Genomic DNA, 22621 nt, shown 5'->3' on the forward strand with positions numbered 1-22621 from the left:
TGTCCCCCTCTGCGAACCACCGTTCGCAGCCCAGAGTTTCCGGCGACCGCCGGGAAGCAGAAGCACCAACCGAAGTGACAGGAGTACACCATGTCCATCCTCAGCCTGCAGGCCCTGGAGACCCCCGAAGAGACCACCGAGTACATGTCGGTGCTCAGCTCCCTCTCCGCGGTGAACTGCACCAACAGCACCGTCAGCACCCTGCTGTGCCTGTAGTCGGCACCCCCGGGGCCGGTGCGCCCCACCACCGGACGGCCGGGTGACCGGAAGGCCGGATGAACAGAGCCGGCCCGGGCTGAGCTAGAGCCCGGGCCGGCGCTCATGTGCCACCCGTTCGGACCGTCCGTCCCTCTCCCGCAGGAGCCCCGTATGCGGCACGGCCTCACCACCACCGTACTCCGACTGTGGTGGCCCACCGCGCTCGCGCTGTCCGTGGCGGCCGGCTCGCTGGCCGCGCTGCTCCTGCCCGCCGCCGTGTCCCGGGCCGTGGACCGGGCCCTGTCCGGTGGCGGCGGCGCCGGGGTCGTCCCGCTGGCCGCGGTCGTCGGACTGCTCACGGTGGCGGAGGCCGTCGCGCAGTACGCGGGACCGCGCGCCACCGCCGAGACGACGGCCCGGCTGCGCACCGCCCTGGTACGGCACATCATGGCCGGCGGCCCCCACCCCCCGCGGCAGACGGCGACCGGCGACCTGGTGGCCCGGCTCACCGCCGGCACCGCGGAGGCGGGGCTGGCCGGCCAGGCGATCGTCTACGCGGTCGCCCAACTCGCCATGGCCACCGGTGCCGTGGTGGCCCTCGCCCTGCTCGCCCCCGAACTGGCCGCGGCCTTCCTGGTGACCGCCCCGGCCGGCTGGCTGCTGCTGCGCCGGCAGCTGCGGCGCACCGTACGGCGCGGCACGGGCTACCAGAGCGCGCAGGCCGCCGTGGCCGCCCGGCTGCTGGACGCCCTCGCGGGCAGCCGCACCATCGCCGCCGCCGGAACCGTCGAGCAGGAGATCGAGCGCGTGCTGCGGCCGGTGGCCGAACTCTCCCGGCACGGACGCGCGTTGTGGGACAGCCAACGCCGGGTCGCCTGGTCCACCGGTCTGCTCGCCCCGGCGACCCAGATCACCGTGCTCGCCGTCGCGGGACACGAACTCTCCACCGGGGCGCTCAGCACGGGCGAGTTGATCGCCGCGCTCGGCTACACCGCGCTGGGGCTCGGCGGTTTCGGCACGGCGCAGAGCCTGCTGGACCTCGCCCGCGCCCGGGCGGGACAGGCCCGGGTGTCCGAGGTGCTCGACACCCCCCGGGGGCCGGTGGGGCTGCGCGCGCTGCCGCCGGGTCCCGGGCGGGTGGAGATCCGTGAGGTGACCGTACGGCGGTCCGGACGGGCCGTCCTGGACCGGCTGGAGCTGGTCCTCCCGGCGGGCACCTGCACCGCGCTGGTGGGGAGTTCGGGGTCGGGCCGCTCCACGCTGGCCGCGGTGGCCGGCGGGCTGCTGGTCCCGGACGGGGGCCTGGTGCTGCTGGACGGCGTACCGCTGGACGAGATCCGTCCGGCGGACCTGCGGAGCGCCGTCTCCTATGCCTTCGGCGACCCCGTGCTGACCGGGGTCACCGTCCTCGACGCCCTCACGGCCGCCGCGGAACCGGTCCGCGCCGCCGACGCCCGCCGGGCCGCGTGCGCGGCGCAGGCGGACACCTTCGTGCGCCGGCTGCCCGCCGGTTACGACACCCCGCTCGCCGACGCGCCCCTGTCCGGGGGACAACGGCAGCGGGTGGGGCTCGCGCGCGCCCTGGCCCGCGACGGCCGGCTGCTCGTCCTCGACGACGCCACCTCCAGCCTCGACACCGCCACCGAGGCCGCGGTGCTGCACGCCGTGGACGCCTCCCACGGGGACCGCACCCGGCTGATCGTGACCCACCGCACGTCCACGGCGGCCCGGGCGGACGCGGTGGCCTGGCTGGACGGGGGGCGCATCCGGGCCGTCGCCCCCCACCACGAGCTGTGGCGGACGCCGGCCTACCGCCGCATCTTCACCGGCACGGGGGACTCCGACGGGCCGGCCGGTGGCTCCGGGGACTGAGGACCGTACGGCCGACGCGGACCGCGGACGACCGGACGCGGACCACGGACGAGCGGACCACGGACGAGCGGACCACGGACGAGCGGACCACGGACGAAAGGACAGGCACGCATGGCCGACGGCACCGCCGACGCCCCCCGCCCGCACCCTCACCCGCACCCGGGCCCCGACGGGGACCCGGGCTCTCGTACAACGGTCACGGCGCCGCTCACCACCAGCGCCGCGGCGCTGCACCTGGTGCGCGGCACCCTCGCCCACAGCCGGGCCGCGGCGCTCCGGCTGGCCTGGTGGACGCTGGTCTCGGCGGCGCCCGCCCTCGTCTCCGGCAAGGCCCTGGCCCTCGCCGTCGACGAGGGCTTCCTGGCGCACCGCCCCCGGACGGCGGCCCTGGGCCTGGCGGTGTTCGCCCTGTGCACCCTGGGCGGGGCCTGGGCGAGCCGGCAGACCTACCCCTGGCTGGCCGAGATCGTCGAGCCGCTGCGGGACCGTCTGCTCGGCGAGGTCGTCACCGGCACGCTGCGCCGTGCGGTGGGGCGCGGCGCCCGGCGGGACGGTGTCGACGCCGTCGCGGTGGCCCAGCTCACCCGGCAGGTGGAGGCGGTCCGTGACGCGCTCGCCGGACAGCTCATGCTCGTCTGGCAGTTCGTGCTGACGGTCGGGGCCGTCGTCGTGGGCACCGCCTTCATCGCCCCGGCCGCCGTACCGCTCGTGGCCGTGCCGCTGGTGGTGGCGCTGGGCGTGTTCGCCGTCCTGGCGCCGGCGACCGTCCGGCGCCAGCATGAGGCGTTCCAGGCCGAGGAGGCGCTCGCGCGGGAGACCGTCGCCACGGTCGGGGCGCTGCGCGACATCGTCGCGACCGGCACCCACGAGCGGGCGGAGCAGGAGGTGCTGGACGCGGTGCGGGCCCAGTTGCGCGCCTCCCGGAAGCTGGCGACCGTGGCGGCGGTGCGCCGGGTGATCGTGGCGCTGGGCGCGCACAGCCCGCTGCTGCTGGTGGTGCTGGCCGCGCCGGGCCTGGTGGACCGCGGGATGACACCCGGCGATGTCGTGGGGGTGCTCAGCTATGTCCTGTCCACGCTCGAACCCGCCGTCCGGCTGCTGGTGCAGGGGGTGGGCGCCTCCTGGCTGCGGCTGTCGGTGGCGGCGGAGCGGCTCGCCGGGGCCGCGCGCCACCCCGGGCTGCCCGAGGACCCCGACCCCGCGCTCCGGCCGGCCGACGGATCGGTCGTGCTGTCGGACGTCACCTTCGCCTACGGCCCGGACGCCGATCCGGTGGTCGACGGCCTCGACCTCCTCCTCGCCCACGGCGACCACCTGGCCGTGGTCGGGCCCTCCGGCGTGGGGAAGTCCACGACCGCCGACCTGCTCACCGGGATCCTCCCGCCCGACCGCGGGCGGGTCACCCTGGGGGGCGTGCCCCTCGACCGGGTCACCCGGGCCGATCTGAGCCGGGCCCGGGCGCTGCTGCCGCAGAACCCCTATGTCTTCGCGGGGACGTTGCGCGAGAACCTCACCCAACTCGCCCCCGGCGCACCGGACGAGACCGTCGCCCGCACCGTGGAGGAACTCGGTCTGGGCCGGGTCGTCCGGCGGCTGGGCGGGCTCGACGGCGAGCTGGACCCGGCCGGGCTGTCCTCGGGCGAGCGGCAGCTCGTCGCGCTGGCGCGGGTCCATCTCTCCCCCGCCGCGCTCGTCGTGCTCGACGAGGCGACGCGGCATCTGGACGCCGAGGCGGAACGGCGGGTGGAGGAGGCGTTCCGGCGTCGGCCCGGCACGGTCGTCACCCTCGCGCACCGGCTGGCCCTCGCCCGCCGCGCGGACAAGGTGCTCCTCCTGGACGGGCGGCGGGCCTGGGTCGGCACGCATGACGCGCTGCTGGCCGAAGTCCCGTTCTACGCGGACCTGGTGGGCATCTGGAACACCGGTACGGCCGGGCCCGTCGAGGACGGGCCCGGCGCGGGCGGGAACGGGCTCAGCAGCCCGGACGCAGCATCAGATCGCTCATCGTCGCGTCCTTCGGCAGACCGAGCGCCGTGACGACGGCGGCGGCCACGGAGGCCGGGCTCATATGGGCTTCCGGTTGGTAGGGCAGCCCGAACTCCTGGTGCAGCCGGACCTGCATCGGGGTGTCGGTCTCGCCCGGGTAGACGGTGGTGACCCGGACGCCGTGCTCGTACTCCTCCGCTCTCAGGGACTCGGCCAGTGCCTTCAGACCGAACTTGGACGCCGCGTAGGCGCCGAGCCGCGGGGGCGCGTGCACGCCCGCTCCCGAGTTCATGAAGACGACCTGCCCGCGGGCCGCCCGCAGCGCGGGCAGCAGCAGGCGGGTGAGCTCCGCCGGGGCGACGAGGTTGACCGCGAGCGTGCGCTCCCAGACGTCCGCGCCGGCCTCGCCGACCCGCCCCGACTCGGCCACACCGGCCACGTGCAGCAGCGAGTCCAGCCGCGGGGGCAGCGCCTGCGTCTCCAGCCGGGCGCGCAGCGCACCCGGCTCGGCCAGGTCCGCCGCCAGGGTCCGGCTCCGGGGGAACCGTGCCCGCAGCGTTCTGGCCCGCGTCTCGTCCCGGGCCAGCAGCCACAACTCGTGGCCGCGCTCGGCGAAATGGGCGGCCAGGGCCGCGCCGATGCCGGAACCGGCACCTGTGATCAGAAACACTCCCATAACCTGATACTTACCCAATATGGCGTTCTTTCCCCCTGTGGGGAGGGCGAGTTCGGGAGGGCGAGTTCGGGAGCGCGGGAGCGGACGGCGGGCGCGGACATGCCTCGCCCCGCGGCCGTGGTGCGTGGGGGATGGCCGCGGGGCGGAGGGACACGCCGTTCCTCTGGCTGGTCCGTGGGGGGACTCAGCAGTCGTAGTCGACCAGGTCGAAGGTCGCGTAGTGGTCGGAGGTGTAGTAGTCCTCCTCGTACTGCCGACCCGTGACGATGCGGCGTGCGCCGCGCGTGGAGGACCCGGGGGTCTTCACGGTGTACTCGTGGTAGTAGCCGGTGGACCGGCTCGGCAGGACGCCTTCGCGGTTCTGGAAGACGCTGCCGTCCTGCGAGTACGGGAACGGACCGCCCTGCTCGATCAGTTCGAGCGTGTCGTACGCCTGGGACGGCAGATCGCCGTAGCAGATGCTGCCGACCGCGGCGGACGCGGGCGTGGCGGTGACGGCGCCGCCCACCAGGAGGGCGGACAGCACGGCGGCCGTGGCGCCTATGCGGGTGATACGTGGGGGGAATCTCATGGCTTCATGATGACGCGCGTAGACCATGGCATGTCAATGACAACTCCGGAGAATTTCCCGTCACGTCCCATGAGTTTTCCGCGAATTAACTTCGCGGGCGGGGCCTGACCAGGGGGAAGCTCCGGGACCCGGCGGCGACGGGCGCGGGTGGCTCAGCCGCTCAGCCCGCGTTCGTCGAGAACAGTCCGCCTGTCGGGCCCTGCTTGTCGCCGCCCTGGGCCTTCTTCAGGGCGTTGGCGAGGCTCTCGATGGTGAGGGACTGGAGAATGACGCGGCCGTTGCCCTCCAGGGTGGCCAGAGAGAGGCCCTCGCCACCGAAGACGGCGTTCATCAGGCCCTGGCGGTTGAGACCGCCGACGCGCTGGACGCCGTACTGGATGCCCTCCTCGAAGGCGACCACGCAGCCGGTGTCGACCTCGATGCGGCCGCCGAAGTCGGCGGGGTTCAGGTCGATGAAGTTGCCCGCGCCGGCGATGATCACCGTGCCGTACCCGGTGAACTTCTCCAGGACGAAGCCCTCGCCGCCCTTCATGCCGGTGCGGCCGCCCTGGAAGGCGATGCCGAACTCGACGGTGGACTCGGCGGCGACGAAGGCGTCCTTCTCGGCGAACCACGCGCGCGTGCCGTTCAGCTCCAGGGCGCGCATCTCTCCCGGGAGGACGCCCGCGAAGCCGACCGTGCCCTCGCCGCCCTGGGCGGTGAAGTACTGGAACGCCAGCGACTCACCCGCGAGGGCGCGCTGGCCGACCTGCATGGCGGTGCCCATGGCCTGGCGGAGCATGCCGCCCATGCCGCCGCCACTGCCGCTGCCGCTGCCGGTCTGGGGGTGCCCGCCGCCGCTGCCGGAGGGGCCGCCCAGACGGGTCTCCATGGTCACGTTCGTGGTCTTGAACAGGAACTTTCCGGCTTCGCAGTACACGGTCTGGCCGGGGGCGAGGTTGACGACCGCCATCTGCATGGCGTTGCCGACGATTTCTTGCTGAAGGGTCACGGGAGAAGAACGCGGGAGGCGGAGGGAAGAGTTCCGCTCGGTGGGTGTGAGCTGAGGTCGGCGTCCGTGGACCGCCAGCGCGCGGGGGTGCGGGCCGGTGGGATGGACCCATGACGACGACTGACGGAACTCTGTACGGCAAGGTGGCCCTGGTGACCGGGGGCGGCCGGGGCATCGGTGCCGCCACGGCGCTGCGGCTGGCCCGGGAAGGCGCGGACGTGGCGGTGACGTACGTGAACGGCGAGAAGGCGGCCGGGGACGTCGTCCGGGCCGTGGAGGCGCTCGGGCGGCGGGCGGTGGCCCTGCGCGCCGACTCCGGGGACCCCGGGGAGGCGGCCGGGGCCGTGGAGCGGACGGCGGAGGCGCCCGGTCGGGAACCGGCCCGGACCAGGCGTGCGGCATCCCGGTGGCGGCACTCCCGGTGGGGAAGCGGCCCGGGCCGGACGGACCGCATCCCGGTCTCGGGAACCGAGGCCACGGGCGGTCCGGTCCAGCCGGGCCCCGGCGACGGAGGCCCCGGCCGGGGGTGGCCCGATCCGGTTGGTCGGGCGGTTGGCCGGGGCCGGGAGGTCAGGTGTTCAGTTCGCGGTGCTGGGTCTTCAGGTGGTGGGTGCCCTGGTCGGTGAGGGTGCCGTGGAGGCGGAGGCGGGAGATGCCGCCGTCGGGGTAGATGTCCACACGCGCGTGGGTGGCGATGGTGGGGGTGGGGAGAGGGAAGCGGTGGTTGGTGTCGGGCTGGAGGCGGGTGCGGGGGAGGATCTCGGTCCAGCCCCCCTCGTCGCCGTCGTCGCCGTCGCGGACCGAGACCGACGCCCAGCCGGCGCTGTTGCCCTTCAGATACGCCGTGTCGATCTCCACGGCGCGGATCACGGACTGGGCGACCAGCCGGTAGCGGATCCAGTCGTTGCCCTGGTCGCGGCGCCGGCGGGTCTCCCAGCCGTCGTCCATCTGACGGGAGCGGCCGGGGCGGATGGTGTTCGACGGGGGTGAGTAGAAGCGGTTCGAGGCGTCCTCGGCGCGGCCGCCGTTCTCCAGGGCGACGACGTCGAAGGTGCCGAGCAGCGCGAGCCACGCGGGATCCGGGACGACGTCGCCGTACACCCGCAGGCGCGCGATGCCCCCGTCGGGGTGCTGGTTGACGCGCAGGTGGGTGAAGCGCTGTTCGAGGGAGACGGCGAAGCCGTTCGCCGCGTGGCCGCCGACCGGGGTGCGCGGGACGAGGGTCGTCCACTTCACGTCGTCGCCGAGGAGGTCCTCCGGGGACGGGGTGCCGGGGACGGACGTGCCCTCGACCGAGACGGCCTGCGGATAGTTGCCGCGGAAGTGGGCGGTGTCGACGACGATCCCGCGGATCACCCCGGGCGCGCCGAGCCGGACCAGCGCCCAGTCGTGGTCGTCGGCCGTGGGCCACGGGTGGCCGGCGGAGACGCCGCGGCGGCGCCGGGTCTCCCAGCCGTCCATGATCTTGCCCTTGTGGCCGAAGCGCTCGGGGTCGAACGCGGCGCGGTGGGGCAGCAGCAGGTTCTCGCGCTCGGCGAAGAACTCGTCGTTGGCGGCGACGACGGCGGCGCCGAGCTGCCGGTCGGCGAGGTCGGCGAGGTGGGTGAAGGGGAACTCGGCGGTGCGGTAGTCCGCGTACGGGTCGCCGCCGCCGTAGGGGTTCGCGTCGCCGGTGAACGTCGGTATCGCTGCCACGGGGTGTGCCTTTCGGGATCGGCCGGTGCGGGTGCGGGTGCGCTCAGGGGGTCCGGGTGAGCAGGGTGCCCTGCGGTGCGGTGAACTCGCCGTCCGCGACGATGCGTTCACCGCGCAGCCAGGTCGACCGCACGACGCCGTACAGGGTCCGGCCGGCGTACGCGGTGACGTGGTTGCGGTGCTGGAGGGCGGCCGGGTCGACGGTGAAGCTCGCGTCGGGGGCGAGGACGGCGAAGTCGGCGTCGCGGCCGGGCTCGATGGCGCCCTTGCGGGCGTCCAGGCCGACGAGCCGCGCGGTGTTCGCCGACATCCAGCGGACGACGTCCTCCAGGCCGTGCCCGCGCCGGCGGGCCTCGGTCCAGACCGCCGCGAGGCTCAGCTGGAGGCCGGAGATGCCGCCCCAGGCGGTCGCGAAGTCGCCGGTCTTGAGGTCGGCCGTCGACGGGGAGTGGTCCGTGACCACGCAGTCGACGGTGCCGTCGGCGAGCGCCTGCCAGAGCAGGTCCTGGTTGGCGGCCTCGCGGATGGGCGGGCAGCACTTGAACTCGCTGGCGCCGTCGGGGACCTCCTCGGCGGTGAGGGTGAGGTAGTGGGGGCAGGTCTCGGCCGTGATGCGCACGCCCTCCGCCTTGGCGGCGGCGATCAGCGGCAGCGCGTCGCTGGAGGACAGGTGCAGGACGTGCACGCGCGCGTCGAGGCGTTTCGCCCGGTCGATCAGGGTGGCGATGGCGCTGTCCTCGGCTGCGCGGGGGCGGCTGGCCAGGAAGTCGGCGTAGCGCGGGCCGCCCTGCTGCGGGGCGGCGTCGAGGTGGTGCGGGTCCTCGGCGTGGACGATGAGCAGGCCGCCGAAGCCGGCGATCTCGGTCAGGGAGCGGGTCAGTCCGTCCTGGTCCAGGTGCGGGAACTCGTCCACGCCGGACGGGGACAGGAACGCCTTGAAGCCGAAGACACCGGCGTCGTGGAGGGGGCGCAGGTCCTTGACGTTGCCGGGCAGGGCGCCGCCCCAGAAGCCGATGTCGATGTGCGCCTTGTCGGCGGCGACCCCCTGTTTGACGCGCAGGTGGTCGACGGTCGTGGTGGGCGGCAGGGAGTTCAGGGGCATGTCGACGAGGGTGGTGATGCCGCCGGCCGCCGCCGCTCGGGTGGCGGTCCAGAAGCCCTCCCAGTGGGTGCGGCCGGGGTCGTTGACGTGCACATGGGTGTCGACCAGGCCGGGCAGCAGGACGTCGTCGCCGAGGTCCTCCAGGCGGGCCCCCGCCGGGAGGGGGGCGTCGTACGGCAGGACGGCCGTGATCGTCCCGCCGGAGACGGCGACCGAGGCGGCGCGCGTCCCTTCGGGGGTGATGACGCGCGTCGAGCGCAGCACCAGTTCAGCGTCGGACACCCGGACCCCTCTCTGCCGCCGTTAACTTCCGCGTAACGGAATTCAACGTTCTGTTGAAGGAGTCTTCCCCGCCGCCTCGCGAGCGTCAAGGGCGCCCCTCCTCCAGGGTGCCCCCACCGCCGTCACTCTGGATGTTTCCATGAAGTGGAAATACAATTCCAGTGATCAGAACGTAGCTACGCACGACCGGGGAGTCAACCGACCGCCGGGTAGGCTTCAGCTCCTCCCGCCCGTGTCGAAAGGAACGCGCCGTGCCGACGTCGAGCGCCAGCACCTCCGACTCCGCCCGGTCCGCCGGCGGAGGGGTCCAGTCCCTCGAGCGCGCCTTCGACCTGCTGGAGCGGATGGCGGACGCGGGCGGCGAGGTCGGGCTGAGCGAGCTGTCCGTGAGCAGCGGGCTGCCGCTGCCCACCATCCACCGGCTGATGCGCACGCTGGTCGTCTGCGGATACGTCCGTCAGCAGCCCAACCGCCGCTACGCGCTCGGCCCGCGGCTGATCCGGCTCGGCGAGTCGGCGTCCCGGCTGCTCGGCACCTGGGCGCGCCCCTATCTGGCCCGGCTGGTCGAGGAGACCGGGGAGACGGCGAACATGGCGCTGCTCGACGGGGACGAGATCGTGTACGTGGCCCAGGTGCCGTCGAAGCACTCGATGCGGATGTTCACCGAGGTGGGGCGGCGGGTGCTGCCGCACTCCACGGGGGTGGGCAAGGCGCTGCTCGCGGGGTTCCCGGACGCGGAGGTGCGCGCGCTGCTCGCCCGGACGGGCATGCCGGCCGCGACCGAGAAGACGATCACCACACCGGAGGCCTTCCTCGCGGCCCTGGCGGACGTGCGCAGCGCGGGCTACGCGGTCGACGACAACGAGCAGGAGATCGGCGTCCGCTGCCTCGCCGTGTCCGTCCCCGACTCCCCCACCGCGGCGGCCGTCTCCATCTCCGGCCCGGCGGGCCGTGTCACGGACGCGGCGACGGAACACATCGTCCCTGTCCTCCAGCAGGTGGCCGCCGACCTGTCCCAGGCCCTGACCACCTCGGGCCCGGCGGCCTAGCGCTCCGGGCGGACGTAGGTCCGGGCGACACCGCTGCGGCGGTCCCGCCGATCACCCCTCTGCTGCCGCTGCGGGACCAGTTCGGCAGCACGGCCGGCGGGGCCTGCGCGAGCCGGCCCCTCGCTCACGCCCTGGGCGGCCTGTACCGCCCGGGTCGGCGAGGAGCAGGCCGCGGCCGGTGCCCGCGCCCCCGCCGGACGGATCGCGCGGGCCTGGCGCTCGGCCCACCACGTGGACGCCGCCCGCCGGGCCGCCGCGTCGCTGCCGCCGCCGGGGACCGGCGCCGGACGATCGCCCGGTGGAGCGCCGTGGCGGCCTCACCGCCCGCCCTCGGCTCTCCAACGCGATCCTGAAGACCGCCGAGGACGCCTGCCCCTCGCCGAACTCCCCACGGGTAGCTCCTCGCGCCTCATGCCTCGGGGACGATCCGGCCCTGATCCGGCCCTGTGTCCACCAGCCCCGGCACCGGACCGCCCGCCCCGCCCCCCTTCAGGCGCGCGGCGGCTCCCCGAACCGGTCGACCGCCCGGCGGACCTGGGTGAGGCCCTGGCCGAGGGCGCTGACCGAGCCGATGGCTCCGGCGATCAGGAGCAGGGAGCGGCGCAGCCGGGGTATCTCGGGGGTGCCGCCGGCGGCCATGGCGGCCAGGGCGGCGAGTTCCTCCTCCGCGATGTCCCGGTCCCGGAACTCCGCGGGGTGTGCGGCGAGTTCCCGGCGCAGCCGGGACACGGCGGAGCGCAGCTCCACCACCCGCGGGTCCTTGTCGGTCACAGACCTCTGCTCCACGCTCCGCAACGCAGTCCTCCCCCTCGCACCCGTGGTACGCGTGCACGTTCCCGCGCCGGGTGCCGGTCGGGCCCCGGACGGTGCGGGCGCCCAGTTAACGCCACCTCGGGCCATGGGCGCCAGTCCGCTGCGTCACCGACTTGCTGCACAGCGTGATCCGCGCGCCGCCGGTCGCGTGCGGTATGCAGGATCCATGACGTACGACGTGGACGAGGTCGCCGGGCTGGTGCTCGCGGCGGGGGGCGGGCGGCGGCTCGGCGGGCGCCCGAAGGCGCTGCTGACGCACCGGGGACGGCCGCTGGTGGAGCATGCGGTGGGGGTGCTGCGGGCGGCCGGCTGCACGCGCGTCCATGTGGTCCTGGGGGCCGCCGCCGAGGCCGTACGGGAGCGGGCGCGGCTGGAGGGGTGCGTGCTGGTGGAGAACCCGGGGTGGGAGGAGGGCATGGGTTCCTCGCTGCGGGCCGGGCTGGACTCGCTCGCGGGGACGGGGGCGCGGGCGGCGCTGGTGTCGCTGGTCGACCAGCCGGGCATCGGAGCGGAGGCGACGGCCCGGGTGCTCGCCGCGTACGACGGGGAGGTGTCGCTGGCCGCGGCGGCCTACGACGGGGTGCGCGGGCATCCGGTGCTGTTCGGCGCGGCCCACTGGGCGGGGGTGACGGAGGGCGCGCGGGGCGACCAGGGGGCGCGTGCCTATCTGAAGGCGCACGCGGCCGAGATCGTCCTCGTCGAGTGCGGTGACGCGGGTCTGCCGTACGACATCGACACCCCCGGGGACCTGGCCCGGCTCGGCCCCGACCCGGAGGCGCCCTGAGATCAACAAAGCATTGAACTTCCACGATGAGGAAACTAGTATCCACTTTTACCAGGGCACCCGGTGCCACGCTCGCTGAAGGAAGTGACGTTCATGTCCGCACCAGCGCCGTCCCCGCTGGCCATCGTCGACGCCGAACCCCTGCCGCGGCAGGAGGAGGTCCTCACCGGGGCCGCCCTCGCCTTCGTGGCCGAGCTGCACCGGCGGTTCACCCCGCGCCGCGACGAACTCCTCGCCCGCCGCGCCGAGCGCCGCGCCGAGATCGCCCGCACCTCCACGCTCGACTTCCTGCCGGAGACCGCCGCGATCCGCGCCGACGACTCCTGGCGGGTGGCGCCCTGCCCGCCCGCCCTGGAGGACCGCCGGGTCGAGATCACCGGCCCCACCGACCGCAAGATGACGATCAACGCCCTCAACTCGGGCGCGCGGATCTGGCTCGCGGACTTCGAGGACGCCTCCGCGCCCACCTGGGAGAACGTGATCCTGGGCCAGGTCAACATGGCCGACGCCTACACCCGGAACATCGACTTCACGGACCCGGCGAGCGGCAAGTCGTACGCCCTGCGGCCGGACGAGGAGCTGGCGACGGTCGTCATGCGCCCGCGCGGCTGGCACCTCGACGAGCGGCACCTGGCCGACGGCGACGGCACCCCCGTCCCCGGCGCCCTCGTCGACTTCGGCCTGTACTTCTTCCACAACGCGCAACGGCTGCTCGACCTCGGCAAGGGCCCGTACTTCTACCTCCCGAAGACCGAGTCGCACCTCGAGGCCCGGCTGTGGAACGAGGTGTTCGTCTTCGCGCAGGAGTACGTCGGCATCCCGCAGGGCACCATCCGCGCCACCGTCCTGATCGAGACGATCACGGCCGCCTATGAGATGGAGGAGATCCTCTACGAACTCCGCGACCACGCCTCGGGGCTCAACGCGGGCCGCTGGGACTACCTGTTCTCCATCGTGAAGAACTTCCGGGACGGCGGGCCGAAGTTCGTCCTCCCGGACCGCAACCTGGTCACGATGACCGCCCCGTTCATGCGCGCGTACACCGAACTCCTGGTGCGCACCTGCCACAAGCGCGGCGCGCACGCCATCGGCGGCATGGCGGCCTTCATCCCCTCCCGCCGGGACCCCGAGGTCAACAAGGTGGCCTTCGAGAAGGTCCGTGCCGACAAGGACCGGGAGGCCGGTGACGGCTTCGACGGCTCCTGGGTCGCCCACCCCGATCTGGTGCCGATCGCCCTGGAGTCCTTCGACAAGGTCCTCGGGGACCGGCCGAACCAGAAGGACCGCCTCCGTGAGGACGTCCGGGTCGAGGCCGCCGAACTGATCGCGGTCGACTCGCTGGACGCCCGGCCTAGCTACCCGGGTCTGGTCAACGCCGTGCAGGTGGGCATCCGGTACATCGAGGCCTGGCTGCGCGGCCTCGGCGCCGTCGCCATCTTCCACCTGATGGAGGACGCGGCCACCGCCGAGATCTCCCGCTCGCAGGTCTGGCAGTGGATCAACGCGGGGGTGGGGTTCGAGAACGGCGAGAAGGCGACCCCCGAGCTGGCCCGCAAGGTCGCCGCCGAGGATCTCGCCGCCCTCCGCGCCGAGCTGGGCGAGGAGGCCTTCGCCGCCGGTCACTGGCAGCAGGCGCACGACCTGTTCCTGGAGGTCGCCCTCGACCAGGACTACGTCGACTTCCTCACCCTGCCCGCGTACCGGCAGCTCAGGGGCTGACGTCCGCCGCGCGGTCCGCGTGGCCCAGGGGCTTCCCCGGGGCCACGCGGTCGCGGACCAGCCGCTTGACCGCCGTCGGCTCCGGGAAACCCTGCTCGCGGCGGTCCCACACCACCTCGTCGTTCACCCGTACGACGAAGACCCCGCCCTTGCCCGGCTTCAGCGCGAGCTCCGTCAGCTCGGTCTCGAACGTCGTCAGCAGCTCCTGCGCCAGCCACGCCGCCCGCGGCAGCCAGCGGCACTGGGTGCAGTACTCGATCTCGACGCGCTGCCGGTCGACGGGCTGCGGTTCGACGGGCTGCTGCTCACTCATCCGAGGTGCACCGACCAATCCTGTTCCGCCGCCGGCTTGCCGTGCAGGTCGGGGACCCGCTTGAGCCAGCCCGGACGGCCCTGCTGGGTACGTGCCGCCCGGAGGGCCTCCTCGGCGGCGAGTTCCTCCCGCGAGGGGAAGTCGGTGGGGAGCCAGGCCGCGGAGGCCTCCACGCGCGCGTGGAGGTAGTCCACGTACGCCGTCCTGATGTCGTCCGGCGTCGCGAAGCCCTCCTCGCCGAGCAGCCAGGCGTCCGGGACCTCGGCGGCGATGTCCCGCAGCAGGTCCCGGGTCACCTTCGGCGCCAGTTCCGCGTCGGCGGCGCGCACGTCCGGGCCGTAGTGGCCGAGGGCGTGGTGGCGGAAGTCGTAGGCCTTCGTGGGGTCGGAGGCGTCCCAGCGGTGGTGGAAGACGAGGGCGGCGCCGTGGTCGATCAGCCACAGGCGCGGCGGCACGACGCCGAGGGTGGGCCAGATCATCAGGTTGGAGCTGTGCACCGTGCGGTCGACGTTGACGGTGAGGGCGTCCAGCCAGACGACCTTCCCGGCCTCCCGCGGGTCCACCGGGAAGGCCTTCGCCACCTCCGGGGTGAAGTCCTGCGCGCCCGGGAGGTAGTCCATCCCGAGGTTGAGGCCCGCGCTCGCGCCGTGCAGGTCGCGCACCTCCTGGTGGGGCTCGTCGTCGGCGATCGCGGGGTCGAAGTGCACCAGGACCAGCTCGGGGAAGCGCAGCCCCAGTGCCCGGGCCAGCTCGCCCACGATCACCTCGGCGACCAGCGCCTTGCGGCCCTGCGCGGAGCCGGTGAACTTCACGACGTAGGTCCCCAGGTCGTCGGCCTCGACGACCCCGGGCACGGAGCCGCCGGACCGCAGCGGGGTCACGTATCGGACGGCAGTCACTTCGCGCAGCACACACCCCACCTTAATTCAGATCATGTACAGGCCAGCGGGTTCGGCAGGGGCAGGTAGCGGGCGTCCGCGCCGTCCGCTCCGGTCCAGCGCAGCAGCAGGTTCGTCTTGCCGGGCAGGGTGGGGGCGGTGAGCAGGGCGTGCGCCTCGGGCAGGTCGTGGCGGGCCAGCTCGCGGCGGACGGCGGGCCACGGATCGAGGCCGGGGTGCCGCTCGGCGAGGACGGCGGCGATCTCGGTGAGGTGGTTGACGACCAGGCAGTACACCAGCCGCTCCCAGCCGGCCGCCCGCTCCACGTCCGCCAGGAGCTTGACGCCCTCGGCGTCCCGGAACAGCGCCTGCACCGGCAGGCCGGCCGCGTCGACGGCGACCAGCGTGTTCTGCAGGTGCGCCTCCAGGACGACGCCGTGCTCGGCGAAGACCGTGAGGGCGGGCGGCACGACGGCCCGCAGATACGCCTCCCACCAGGCCGCCGGGTCCGCCGCGGAATCGAGCGGGCTGCCCGGGAAGCCCTCCGTGAAGCCCGCTGCGAGCAGCGGGGTGGCGCCGGGCAGCACCGGGCCGTCGAGACCGTCGCGGACCAGCACGGCGAGTTCCTCGAAGGCGAAGGACGCGGTGCGGTAGCCGCGGTCGCTGAGCCAGGCCGCCGGGCCGCCGAGGGCGGCGAAGGCCTGGGTGACGGCCGCGTCGGTGCGGCGCAGCTTCAGCAGGTCGTGCCGCCACAGCCGGCGGACGTCGTTGGTGATGCGCACATCGAGGCTGAACTTCAGGAACAGGTCGTGTCCGGGCGCGTAGAGGGTGCGCACGGCGGCCGTCGGCCAGGCCTCGAAGGGGGTCGTGCCGAGCCGCAGCAGACGGCCGTCGGCGAACGCGGGGGCCAGTTCCGGGGCCGTCAGGTCGAGCTGCCAGGGGTGGGCGGGCAGCAGCCGGTAGCCGGCCGGGGCCGCGCCGAGGGCGTCGAGGGCGGAGGTGTCACCCTCCTCGACGACCAGGTCCTCGCGGACGGCCAGGAGGACCAGGGGGAAGCGGGCGTGGGCCTCCGGGGCGTACGGCAGCCAGCCGGCCACCGGGCCGCCGCCGCGCGCCTTGGGGGCCGGGTGGTGGGGGTGGCCGGTGACGAGGGACTGCTCGGAGAGCAGATAGCGGTCGGCGGGCGGGGTGGCCCGCGCGCGGGCCGCGAGCAGCGCGGCGACCGCGTCCCGGCTGTCGATCATCTCGGTGGGCAGTTCGTGGTTGGAGAGGCCGGTGTGGCGGCGCAGTTCCTCCGCGACCAGTTTGACCAGTTCGGCGTGGCCGAGCGGCTGCCAGGTGTCCGCCGTGCGCAACTCGGGTCCGGCGGGGCGGCGGGTGCCGCGCACGCGCAGCAGCCGGCCGGTGCCGGGCAGCCGGTGGACGCGCTCGCCGTGCGGCCCGGGGGGCTCGGGCAGCGGCTCGGCCACCTCCCTCAGGAGGCAGTTGAGCAGCGGCGCGACCGCGAAGGCGTCGGCCCGGCCGTCGTCCACGGCGGGGTCGGCGGGGCCTGCGGCCTCGGCGGGCGGGGGGATGAGGTCCACGCGTTGTACTCGTTCCCTACGGTTCTTCTGGGCGGAGACGATCAGTATCGCTGTCGTCGCGGCCCCTCCGTGACTCACGTACCCGCACTCCGAGGAGCCCACCCGTGGACCGACCGCACACCGCCGAGGCCGAGGTGGCCGCCGAACTTTCCGCGCTGCGTCCGGACCTCGTCCCCCGGTACGCCGCCGCGCTGCCCGGCGCCCGGGCGGCCGTGCTGACCCGGCTGTGGCGGGCCCTCGCGCAGGAGCCGCTGCCGTGGATCACCGGCCGGGAGTACGGCCGGGACGCGCTCGTGCTGCGGCTGGCGGACGGCCGCCGGCTGGACGGCCCGCGCGCCGACCCGTACGCGACCGCCGGGTATGTGACCGGGGTACGGCTGGACTCGGTGGCGTACGACGATCCGGCGCGCCTGATGACGGCGCTGGCGGTGCCGCACGGCGGTGGCTTCGCCGCCGAGCTGGGGCACAGCGCGGCCTCGCTGGCGCTGTCGCGGGCCGCGCAGGAGCCCGTGCCACCGGGGTCGCCGTGGCCGGTGCACGACTGGGAGTGGGAGCAGCGGGTGGTCGACGGGCATCCGTACCACCCCAACTGCCGTTCCCGGCCCGGTTTCTCGGTCGCCGAGCAGCTGGCGTACGGCCCTGAGCACCGGCCGGTGGTGCGGCTGGGGCTGGTGCCCGTGCCGGCCGGGGAGTGTCTGGTGTCGGGGGTGTGGCCGCAGGAGCTGCGGGACGGGGAGCGGCTGCTGCTCCCGGTGCATCCGTGGCAGGCGGCGCATGTCCTGAAGCGGTCCGGCGGGCAGGAGCTGCCGGCGCATCCGCTGATGTCGCTGCGGACGCTGGCGCTGCCGGGCGGGCCGCATGTGAAGACCTCGCTGAGCGCCCGGCTGACGTCCTCGGTGCGGGACATCTCGGTGGGGTCGGTCGCCGCCTCGGCGGCCCTGTCGGCGTTCGCGGAGACGCTCGCCGCGCGCACGGACGGCCTGCTGCACGTCACGCGCACGCTCGGTGCGGCCACCCCCGACTCCCCCGAACTCGCCGCCGTGCTGCGGGAGTCGCCGGCGGTGTACGCGGGTCCGGGCGAGCACGTCGTCCCGGTGGCCGCGCTCGCCGGCACCGGGCTGCCCGCGTCGGCGGCGTGGACGGCGGAGTTCGCGCGGCTCGCGCTCACCGTGGGGCTGCGGCTGCTGGAGCTGGGGGTGGCGCTGGAGGCACACGGGCAGAATCTGCTGCTCGTCCTGTCGGCGTCGGGGGCGCCGCTGCGGCTGGTCTACCGCGATCTCGCCGACATCCGGGTCGGCCCCGCCCGGCTGGCCCGGCACGGCATCACACCGCCCGACGGCCTGCCCGCGCGGATCCTCACCGACGACGAGAGGGGCCTGCGGCGCAAGCTGTTCGGCTCGCTGGTGGCGGGGTCGCTGGCGGCGACGGCGGGCAGCGGTGCGGCCCTGGGGGCGGCGCTCGGCACGGCCGTACGGGATCTGCCGCGCACCCCCGATCTGGTGGCGCTGTGCGAGCGGCCGCTGCCGGCGAAGGCGCTGACGCTGATGCGGCTCTCCCCGGGCACACCCGGGGACCAGTGGGCCGAACTGCCCAATCCGCTGGTGGGGCAGGGGAACTGACGGCGTATCCGGTATGCGTTCACGCGCTGTTGTCGGCCCCGTTTTGTGGCGGGACACCCCTGATCAATAAGATCCGCCGATGATCAGAACACAACGGCTGGCGGCGGGCGTGTGCGCCCTGCTCGCCGCGCTCACGGCCGGGCTCGCGTTCCCGGCCGGGGCGGTCGCCGACGAGACCACCGCCCTCGCGCCCAAGGTCGACCTGGTCCTCGACGTCAGCGGCTCGATGCGGACGAAGGACATCGACGGCGGGACGCGCATGGCCGCGGCCAAGCAGGCGTTCAACGAGGTGCTGGACGCGACCCCGGAGACCGTCCTGCTCGGCATCCGCACCCTCGGCGCCAACTACCCGGGCGACGACCAGAAGACGGGCTGCAAGGACACCGCGCAGCTCTACCCGGTCGGCCAGGTGGACCGCACCGAGGCCAAGGCGGCGGTGGCGACCCTGTCCCCCACCGGCTGGACGCCGATCGGCCCCGCGCTGCTGAAGGCGGCCGACGACCTCGACGGCGGCACCGGCTCCAAGCGGATCGTGCTGATCAGCGACGGCGAGGACACCTGCGCCCCGCTCGACCCGTGCGAGGTGGCCCGCGAGATCGCGGCCAAGGGCATCGGTCTGACCATCGACACCCTGGGCCTGGTGCCCAACACGAAGATGCGCCAGCAGCTCAGCTGTATCGCCGAGGCCACCGGCGGCACCTACACCTCGGTCGAGCACACCGAGGAACTCACCGACAAGGTGAACCAGTTGGTGGACCGGGCGGCCGACCCGGTGGTGACGCCGGTCGCCACCGAGGGCACGGACTCCTGCTCGGCCGCGCCCGCCCTGAAGTCGGGTCTCTACACCGACCGCGAGGAGTTCGGCCAGGAGCGCTGGTACAAGGTGGACGTCGAGCCGGGCCAGGAGCTGCGGGCCTCGGTGAGCGTGGCCTCGGACCGGGCGATGAACCCGGACTACGGGGTGCTGCTGCGGGCCGTCACGGTGCACGGCCGGGAGATCGTGCGGGGCGAGTCGGCGGGCAACGGCCGTACCGACGTGGTCTCGACGGGTCTGCGCTACCCGAAGGCGGAGAGCGACGACGAGGACGCCCCGGCCGAGACGGTCTGCCTCCAGGTGACGAACTCCTTCTCGGCGGGCGCCGGGGTGAAGACCACCCCCGGAATGCCGGTGGAGCTGACCGTGGACGTGGTCGACGCGCCGTCGCAGGCGAGCGACGTGGCGTCGTTCGGTCTCGGACGCGGCTGGTGGCTGCTCGGCCTGCTGGTGCTGACCGGCTTCCTCGCGGGTCTGATCTGGGGCTGGCTGTCGCGCTGGCGTGTCGCGGTCTGGAGGACCAACTGATGCGGATCCAACTGATGCGGAACCGGCCGATGCGGATCACACGAGTGCTGGGCGGCGCGCTGCTGGCGCTGGGGCTGGCGGCCGGACCGGCCGCCGCCGACTCCTCGCCCTCCGCGAGCCCCTCGGGGGACAGTGCCGCGCCGACCTCGGCGGGCACCTCCTTCCGTACGGCGGCGGAGGTCGAGCAGGGACAGACGGCCACCGCGAGCGCCTCCACGGGTGACTACCTGTACTGGTCGTTCCCGGCGGACTCGGGCCAGCGGCCCACCGTGAAGGCGACGGTGAAGCTGCCCGACTCGCACCTCGCGCAGACCTGGCAGATCGATGTGTACGACGGTCTGCGGCGCCGTCAGGCCTGCCAGTACGGCGCCCAGACGCGCAGCGCCGCCCAGGACGCGGCCACCGTGGAACTGGCGTGTGTGCTGCGCACGGTCCGCGCCTGGGCGGAGCCGTGGGCGAACGACCCGCTGCCTGGCACGTACTACGTCCGGCTGACGGCCGTCGGTCTGAAGGCGGCAGACCTGGGCCAGCCGGTGAGCGCCGAACTGCGCGTCGACTCCAAGGACATCGGCGGCGCGGCGGCCGTGGACGGCTCGCTGGCGAAGCCCCTCGTCCCGGGCATCGCCGTCAAGTCCGCGGCGGAGGAGGAGGATTCCTCGGCGACGGCCGTGCTGTCCAGCATCGAGCCGGACGACGGCTGGGCCTCGGGCTGGTGGTCCGACCGCTGGGTGTGGACCGCGATCGGCGCGATCCTGGCCGCACTGGCCGGCATCGGCGGCTACACGCTGACCCGCGGCGCGGGACGGCCACGACAGGTACCGCCACCGGGCGCCTGACCGCCCCCGGCACCCGCCCAGAAGGCCCATCACCGCGCAGTGGTGGGCCTTCGCCACGCCGGGCCCCGCGCCCGGCCCGGCACATGACCCCGGCTCACACCTCGCGCAGCGCCCGGCGAGCCCCGCGGCATACCGCCACCGGGCCCGCCTCCGGCACCCGCCCAGAAGGCCCATCACCGCGCAGTGATGGCCCTGCGCCACGCCAGGCCCCGCACCCGACCCGGCACATGACCCCGGCTCACACCTCGCGCAGCGCCCGGCGAGCCCCGCGGCAGGTACCGCCACCGGGCCCGCCCCCGGCACCCGCCCAGAAGGCCCATCACCACGCAGTGATGGGCCTTCGCCACGCCGGGCCCCGTGCCCGGTCCGGCGTGTGGCCCCGGCTCATGCCTCGCGCAGCGCCTTGGCGAGCGTGCCCTCCCCGCTGACGGCGATCCGGCCGGCGCGCACGGCGTCCCGTACCCCCAGCTCCCCCCGGGCCACGGCCGCGCAGGTGGCGGCGTCCAGGACCAGGCGGGCATCGGGCTCCCGGGGGGCGGGTCCCTCGCCGTGCACCGGGCCGTCCTCGGCACCGACGTAGAGGTGGAAGTCCCCTTCGTCCAGGTGGACTTCGAGGAGCCCCTCGCCGTCCAGGGCCCGCAGCAGGGGCAGGGCGAACCAGTGGGCGCGGACCGCGTCGGTGGGGCGGCGTTCGCCGAGTTCACCCTCGCCCCAGCGGCCCAGCGCCTGGAGCACCGGCAGCAACTCCCGCCCGCGCGAGGTGAGTTCGTAGACATAGGCGGCGCCCGGCGGGGGCAGCCGGCGGCGGGTGGCCAGACCGTCGCGCTCCATGTCCCTCAGCCGTCCGGCGAGCACGTCCGTGCTGACGCCCGGCAGATCGGCGTGCAGGTCCGTGTACCGGCGCGGGCCCGCGAGCAGCTCCCGGACGATCAGCAGGGTCCAGCGGTCCCCGACGGCGTCGAGCGCCCGGGCGGCGGAACAGTACTGGTCGTAGCTTCGACGAGGTGACATGCGACGCAGTCTAGACATGTCGTTGGACTTTCCAAGCGGGAACTTGGTAAAACCAAGCAACACACGAAACCGGAGGGGCGAGCGCGCATGGAGTTCCGGCAGTCGAACAAGCTCAGCGAGGTCTGCTACGAGATCCGCGGCCCGGTGGTCGAGCACGCCAACGCGCTGGAGGAGGCGGGCCACAGCGTGCTCCGCCTGAACACCGGCAACCCCGCGCTGTTCGGTTTCGAGGCGCCGGAGGAGATCCTCCAGGACATGATCCGGATGCTGCCGAAGGCGCACGGCTACACCGACTCGCGCGGCATCCTCTCCGCCCGCCGGGCCGTGGCCCAGCGCTACCAGACGCTGGGCCTGGAGGTCGGCGTCGACGACGTCTTCCTCGGCAACGGCATCTCCGAGCTGATCGCGATGGCCGTCCAGGCGCTGGTCGAGGACGGCGACGAGATCCTCATCCCCGCCCCCGACTTCCCCCTCTGGACGGCGGTCACCACCCTCGCGGGCGGCAAGGCGGTCCACTACCTCTGCGACGAGCAGGCCGACTGGTACCCCGACCTGGACGACATGGCGTCGAAGATCACGGACCGCACCAAGGCCGTGGTCCTCATCAACCCCAACAACCCCACCGGCGCGGTCTACCCGAAGGAGATCGTCGAGGGCATCCTCGACCTCGCCCGCCGGCACGGCCTGATGGTCTTCGCCGACGAGATCTACGACCAGATCCTGTACGACGACGCCGTGCACCACTCGGCCGCCGCGCTCGCCCCGGACCTGGTCGTGCTGACCTTCTGCGGGCTGTCGAAGACCTACCGGGTGGCGGGCTTCCGTTCGGGCTGGCTGGTGGTGACGGGCCCCAGGCAGCACGCGCGCGACTACCTGGAGGGCCTGACCATGCTGGCCTCCATGCGGCTGTGCGCCAACGCGCCCGCCCAGTACGCCATCCAGGCCGCGCTCGGCGGCCGGCAGTCCATCCGCGACCTGACCGCGCCGGGCGGCCGGCTGCACGAGCAGCGCACCGTGGCCTGGGAGAAGCTCAACGAGATCCCGGGCGTGTCCTGCGTGAAGCCGAAGGGCGCGCTGTACGCGTTCCCGCGCATCGACCCCAAGGTCCACCCGATCCACGACGACGAGAAGTTCGTCCTGGACCTGCTGCTCCAGGAGAAGATCCAGGTGGTCCAGGGCACGGGCTTCAACTGGCCCACGCCCGACCACTTCCGCATCCTGACCCTCCCGCACGCGGAGGACCTGGAGACGGCGATCGGCAGGATCGGGCGGTTCCTGAGCGGCTATCGGCAGTAGCGCCC

At 74.0% G+C, this 22621-nt stretch carries 20 protein-coding genes and 1 pseudogene; 11 read left to right on the plus strand and 10 right to left on the minus strand.

Going from position 1 to position 22621, the window contains the following annotated elements:
• The first annotated feature begins 90 nt into the window (after positions 1-90).
• The 3 genes from ABZ490_RS15540 to ABZ490_RS15550 all read left to right on the plus strand — a co-directional run bounded on the left by ABZ490_RS15540 (position 91) and on the right by ABZ490_RS15550 (position 4107).
• Positions 91-216, plus strand: a complete 126-nt coding sequence (locus ABZ490_RS15540; RefSeq protein WP_099054098.1) for a SapB/AmfS family lanthipeptide — start codon at positions 91-93, stop codon at positions 214-216.
• Between the two features lie 153 nt (positions 217-369).
• Positions 370-2070, plus strand: coding sequence for an ABC transporter ATP-binding protein (locus ABZ490_RS15545; RefSeq protein WP_358989485.1), 1701 nt, complete (start codon positions 370-372; stop codon positions 2068-2070).
• A 111-nt stretch (positions 2071-2181) separates the two neighbouring features.
• Positions 2182-4107 (plus strand): ABC transporter ATP-binding protein, encoded by a 1926-nt coding sequence (locus ABZ490_RS15550; protein WP_358989487.1) that lies wholly within the window; start codon positions 2182-2184, stop codon positions 4105-4107.
• On the opposite strand, the gene ABZ490_RS15555 is transcribed toward ABZ490_RS15550, so the two are convergent.
• From ABZ490_RS15555 to ABZ490_RS15565, 3 genes are all read right to left on the minus strand, one after another.
• On the minus strand, positions 4043-4732 hold the full coding sequence (locus tag ABZ490_RS15555; protein ID WP_358989489.1) for an SDR family oxidoreductase: 690 nt from the start codon (positions 4730-4732) through the stop codon (positions 4043-4045). The two genes, ABZ490_RS15550 and ABZ490_RS15555, sit on opposite strands and share 65 nt — an antisense overlap.
• Before the next feature lie 184 nt (positions 4733-4916).
• Complete coding sequence (locus tag ABZ490_RS15560; RefSeq protein ID WP_358989491.1) at positions 4917-5303, minus strand: ribonuclease domain-containing protein; 387 nt, start codon at positions 5301-5303, stop codon at positions 4917-4919.
• Positions 5304-5463: 160 nt separating this feature from the next.
• Complete coding sequence (locus ABZ490_RS15565; RefSeq protein ID WP_358989493.1) at positions 5464-6294, minus strand: AIM24 family protein; 831 nt, start codon at positions 6292-6294, stop codon at positions 5464-5466.
• Positions 6295-6404: 110 nt separating this feature from the next.
• Here ABZ490_RS15565 and ABZ490_RS15570 point away from each other — a divergent pair.
• Positions 6405-6653 (plus strand): annotated as a pseudogene (locus ABZ490_RS15570) (SDR family NAD(P)-dependent oxidoreductase); the annotation flags it as partial.
• Positions 6654-6864: 211 nt separating this feature from the next.
• Here ABZ490_RS15570 and alc read toward each other — a convergent pair.
• Entirely contained in the window at positions 6865-7989 is a 1125-nt protein-coding gene (alc, locus tag ABZ490_RS15575; RefSeq protein ID WP_358989495.1) for an allantoicase, read from the minus strand.
• 43 nt (positions 7990-8032) lie between these two features.
• Complete coding sequence (gene allB / locus ABZ490_RS15580; RefSeq protein ID WP_358989497.1) at positions 8033-9373, minus strand: allantoinase AllB; 1341 nt, start codon at positions 9371-9373, stop codon at positions 8033-8035.
• Between the two features lie 251 nt (positions 9374-9624).
• On the opposite strand from allB, the gene ABZ490_RS15585 reads away from it, so the two are divergent.
• The gene (locus ABZ490_RS15585; RefSeq protein ID WP_358989499.1) at positions 9625-10422 is read left to right on the plus strand and encodes an IclR family transcriptional regulator; all 798 of its coding nucleotides are present in this window, start codon (positions 9625-9627) and stop codon (positions 10420-10422) included.
• Between the two features lie 489 nt (positions 10423-10911).
• Here ABZ490_RS15585 and ABZ490_RS15590 read toward each other — a convergent pair whose 3' ends face one another.
• The gene (locus ABZ490_RS15590; protein WP_358989501.1) at positions 10912-11193 is read right to left on the minus strand and encodes a DUF5955 family protein; all 282 of its coding nucleotides are present in this window, start codon (positions 11191-11193) and stop codon (positions 10912-10914) included.
• Positions 11194-11401: 208 nt separating this feature from the next.
• Between ABZ490_RS15590 and ABZ490_RS15595 the strand changes: the two genes are divergently transcribed.
• Entirely contained in the window at positions 11402-12019 is a 618-nt protein-coding gene (locus ABZ490_RS15595) for a nucleotidyltransferase family protein (protein ID WP_358989503.1), read from the plus strand.
• A gap of 93 nt (positions 12020-12112) precedes the next feature.
• Complete coding sequence (gene aceB / locus ABZ490_RS15600; protein ID WP_358989506.1) at positions 12113-13738, plus strand: malate synthase A; 1626 nt, start codon at positions 12113-12115, stop codon at positions 13736-13738.
• Here the strand turns inward: aceB and ABZ490_RS15605 are convergent.
• From ABZ490_RS15605 to ABZ490_RS15615, 3 genes are read right to left on the minus strand one after another with little or no spacing between them, the layout of a single operon-like run.
• Positions 13728-14051 carry an Rdx family protein gene (locus ABZ490_RS15605; protein WP_358989508.1) on the minus strand — a complete coding sequence of 108 codons (324 nt, stop codon included), beginning with the start codon at positions 14049-14051 and terminating at the stop codon, positions 13728-13730. The two genes, aceB and ABZ490_RS15605, sit on opposite strands and share 11 nt — an antisense overlap.
• Complete coding sequence (locus tag ABZ490_RS15610) at positions 14048-14962, minus strand: HipA family kinase (protein WP_358989510.1); 915 nt, start codon at positions 14960-14962, stop codon at positions 14048-14050. The genes ABZ490_RS15605 and ABZ490_RS15610 overlap by 4 nt, the downstream gene beginning before the upstream one ends.
• Positions 14963-14982: 20 nt before the next feature.
• On the minus strand, positions 14983-16503 hold the full coding sequence (locus ABZ490_RS15615; protein ID WP_358989571.1) for an IucA/IucC family protein: 1521 nt from the start codon (positions 16501-16503) through the stop codon (positions 14983-14985).
• Between the two features lie 113 nt (positions 16504-16616).
• On the opposite strand from ABZ490_RS15615, the gene ABZ490_RS15620 reads away from it, so the two are divergent.
• From ABZ490_RS15620 to ABZ490_RS15630, 3 genes are all read left to right on the plus strand, one after another.
• Positions 16617-18131 carry an IucA/IucC family siderophore biosynthesis protein gene (locus ABZ490_RS15620; RefSeq protein ID WP_358989512.1) on the plus strand — a complete coding sequence of 505 codons (1515 nt, stop codon included), beginning with the start codon at positions 16617-16619 and terminating at the stop codon, positions 18129-18131.
• Positions 18132-18210: 79 nt separating this feature from the next.
• Positions 18211-19473, plus strand: a complete 1263-nt coding sequence (locus ABZ490_RS15625) for a VWA domain-containing protein (RefSeq protein WP_358989514.1) — start codon at positions 18211-18213, stop codon at positions 19471-19473.
• Positions 19474-19502: 29 nt separating this feature from the next.
• Positions 19503-20309 carry a hypothetical protein gene (locus tag ABZ490_RS15630; RefSeq protein ID WP_358989516.1) on the plus strand — a complete coding sequence of 269 codons (807 nt, stop codon included), beginning with the start codon at positions 19503-19505 and terminating at the stop codon, positions 20307-20309.
• 384 nt (positions 20310-20693) lie between these two features.
• On the opposite strand, the gene ABZ490_RS15635 is transcribed toward ABZ490_RS15630, so the two are convergent.
• A complete protein-coding gene (locus ABZ490_RS15635; RefSeq protein ID WP_358989518.1) occupies positions 20694-21320 on the minus strand; it encodes a winged helix-turn-helix transcriptional regulator in 627 nt (208 codons plus the stop codon).
• A gap of 87 nt (positions 21321-21407) precedes the next feature.
• Here ABZ490_RS15635 and ABZ490_RS15640 point away from each other — a divergent pair, with 87 nt between their 5' ends.
• On the plus strand, positions 21408-22616 hold the full coding sequence (locus ABZ490_RS15640; RefSeq protein WP_358989520.1) for a pyridoxal phosphate-dependent aminotransferase: 1209 nt from the start codon (positions 21408-21410) through the stop codon (positions 22614-22616).
• Positions 22617-22621: the final 5 nt, after the last annotated feature.

The sequence above is a fragment of the Streptomyces sp. NPDC005811 genome, from assembly GCF_040630405.1.
GTDB lineage: Bacteria > Actinomycetota > Actinomycetes > Streptomycetales > Streptomycetaceae > Streptomyces.